The sequence below is a fragment of the Aquibium sp. ELW1220 genome, from assembly GCF_030398385.1.
Taxonomy (GTDB): Bacteria; Pseudomonadota; Alphaproteobacteria; order Rhizobiales; family Rhizobiaceae; genus Aquibium.
In genome coordinates this window covers 1-2,608 of the sequence record NZ_JAOAOQ010000095.1, presented here as the reverse complement: position 1 = coordinate 2,608, position 2,608 = coordinate 1, and the positions used below count along the sequence as shown (strand labels likewise).

1 protein-coding gene and 1 pseudogene are annotated in these 2,608 nt (G+C 65.3%); both read left to right on the top strand.

The window, feature by feature from the left end; translation table 11 throughout:
- The first annotated feature begins 108 nt into the window (after positions 1 to 108).
- Positions 109 to 1,608, top strand: a pseudogene (istA, locus tag N1F91_RS30805) (IS21 family transposase).
- Positions 1,605 to 2,477, top strand: coding sequence for an IS21-like element helper ATPase IstB (gene istB, locus N1F91_RS30800; RefSeq protein WP_289997730.1), 873 nt, complete (start codon positions 1,605 to 1,607; stop codon positions 2,475 to 2,477). The pseudogene istA and the gene istB overlap by 4 nt, the downstream one beginning before the upstream one ends.
- Positions 2,478 to 2,608 lie beyond the last annotated feature (131 nt).

Sequence of the window (2,608 nt, the reverse complement as noted above, 5' to 3'; positions counted from 1 at the left end):
TGTGCAGGGCGGTGACAAATTAGGCCATGGAGCGCCGACGTGATGGCGGCGCGGGCGGAGTAAAATCCGTCCATTGGCTAGGCTGGTCCCTTTGGGGATGGGCCGGGAATGTTTGCCGTGGAAGTCTATGCCGCCGTCCGGCATTTTGTGTTTGTCGAGGGCAACAGCCGTCGTGAAGCGGCCCGTATTTTCGGGCTGAGTCGCGAGACGGTTTCGAAGATGTGCCGGTTCTCGTTACCTCCTGGTTACACGCGCACGAGGCCCGTGGTGAAGCCGAAGCTGGGCGTTTTGCTTCCATTGATTGAAGCGATCATGGAGGCCGACCGGACCAGCCCGGTGAAGCAGCGGCACACGGCGAAGCGGATCTTCGAGCGGCTGCGTGACGAGCACGGGTTTGGCGGCGGCTACACTGTGGTGAAGGACTATGTCCGGATCGCCCGAGCCAGAGGGCGCGAGACCTTCGTGCCGCTGTCGCCTCCGCCCGGCCATGCGCAGGTGGACTTTGGCGAGGCGGTCGGCGTAATCGGCGGCGTTCGCTGCAAGATCCACTTCTTCTGCATGGACCTGCCGCAGTCGGATGCCCCGTTCGTGAAGGCGTATCCGGCCGAGACGACGGAAGCGTTCCTAGACGGGCATGTGTCGGCCTTCGCCTTCTTCGGCGGCGTGCCGCTGTCGGTGCTCTACGACAATCTGAAGATCGCGGTGGCGAAGATCTGCGGCGACGGCAAGCGGGAGCGCACGCGGGCCTTCACCGAACTGCAGAGCCATTACCTGTTCAGCGACAGGTTCGGCCGCCCCGGCAAAGGGAACGACAAGGGCAAGGTCGAGGGGTTGGTGAAGTATGCCCGCTCGAACTTCATGACGCCGATCCCGGTGGCGGCGAGCTTCGACGATCTCAACGCCATGCTGGCGGAGCGGTGCCGGGCACGGCAGGCGGAACGCGCCGGCCGCAACGCTGCGACCATCGGCGAGCGGCTTGCCGCCGATCTCGAGGCTTTCCGGGATTTGCCGGCCGTCCCGCTGGAGCCTTGCGAGAAGCGGGCGGCGCGCGTCTCCTCGACGTCCCTGGTGCGCTACCGCTGCAACGACTAATCGGTTCCGACATCGTTCGGCTTCCGTGATGTCCTGGTGAAGGGCTTCGTCGACGAGGTGGTGATCCTTTGCGCCGGCGAGGAGATCGCCCGGCACCACCGATCCTATGCCACAGGGGCCTTCGTGTTCGATCCGCTGCACTATTTGATGCTGATCGAGATGAAGCCGAACGCCCTCGACCAGGCCGCGCCGTTGCAGGGTTGGGCTCTGCCCGAGCCGTTCCAGCATCTGCGTCATCTCCTCGAGGCGCGCATGGGCAATCGCGGCAAGCGGGAGTTCATCCAGGTCTTGCGGCTGCTGGAGGCTTGCCCGATGGCGACCGTCACCGAGGCCGTCACCGAGGCGATCCGGTTGGGGGCGATCGGGTTCGACGCCGTCAAGCAGATCGCGCTGGCCCGTTCCGAGCGGCGTCCGCTCCGGCTCGATCTCGCCAGATATCCGCATCTGCCGAAGATGGATGTCCGGACGACGGTGGCGGCCGACTACGCTGTTCTGATTCCCGGGAGCGCGACATGAGTGGCAAGTCGGGGATCGATGCGATGCCGACGGGAACGACGAGCGGCACGCCGCAGGTCCTGCTGGCCCACCACCTCAAGCAGTTGAAGCTGCCGACGGTTCTGCGGGAATACGACAAGGTCGCCCGCGAGTGCGCCCGCGAAGGTGTCGACCACCCCCGCTATCTGCTTCGCCTGATCGAACTGGAGCTGATCGACCGCGAGCGCCGTACGGTCGAACGGCGGATCAAGGCGGCCAGGTTCCCGGCGGTCAAAAGCCTCGACACATTCGACTTCACCGCGATCCCCAGCCTCAACAAGATGCAGGTGCTCGAGTTGGCGCGGTGCGCGTTCATCCTGCGTCGCGAGAACGTCATCGCGCTCGGCAACTCTGGCACAGGCAAGAGCCACGTCGCCCTGGCTCTTGGACTGGCCGCCTGCCAGAAGGGCTTCACCGTGGCGTTCACCACCGCGGCGGCTCTCGTCCACCAACTCATGGAAGCCCGTGACGAGCGTCGGCTCCTGAAGCTTCAACGTGATCTCCAGGCGGTGCAACTCCTCATCGTCGACGAACTGGGCTACGTGCCGCTATCGCCGACCGGAGCCGAGCTCCTCTTCGAGGTGTTCTCCCAGCGCTACGAGCGCGGCTCGACGATCGTGACGTCCAATCTCCCGTTCGAGGACTGGACGAGTGTCCTGGGCTCCGAGCGGCTCACCGGCGCGCTGCTGGATCGCCTGACCCACCACGTCCACATCCTGACCATGAACGGCGACAGCTATCGTCTCAAGCAGTCCTCCGGGCGCCATCGCGTCCGCGTCGCCGGGGCGGAGCAAAACCAGGCCACCGCCGAGGCCGTCGATCCCGGCACCGGCGAGATCACAGAAGCCTGATCCTCGATACCGACCGGCCGCCGAAGCAGAGAAGGGACCCGATCGGGCCCCTTCTCTGCTTCGGCGCACCCTCTCGCAAGTGGCCTGCTTTTACTCCGCCGCAGTGGCCTAGAATTGCTCCGCCGTTGACA

Excerpts from the sequence above, each read along its gene's own strand:
- istB (WP_289997730.1), top strand. The coding sequence starts at position 1,605 with ATGAGTGGCAAGTCGGGGATCGATGCGATGCCGACGGGAACGACGAGC.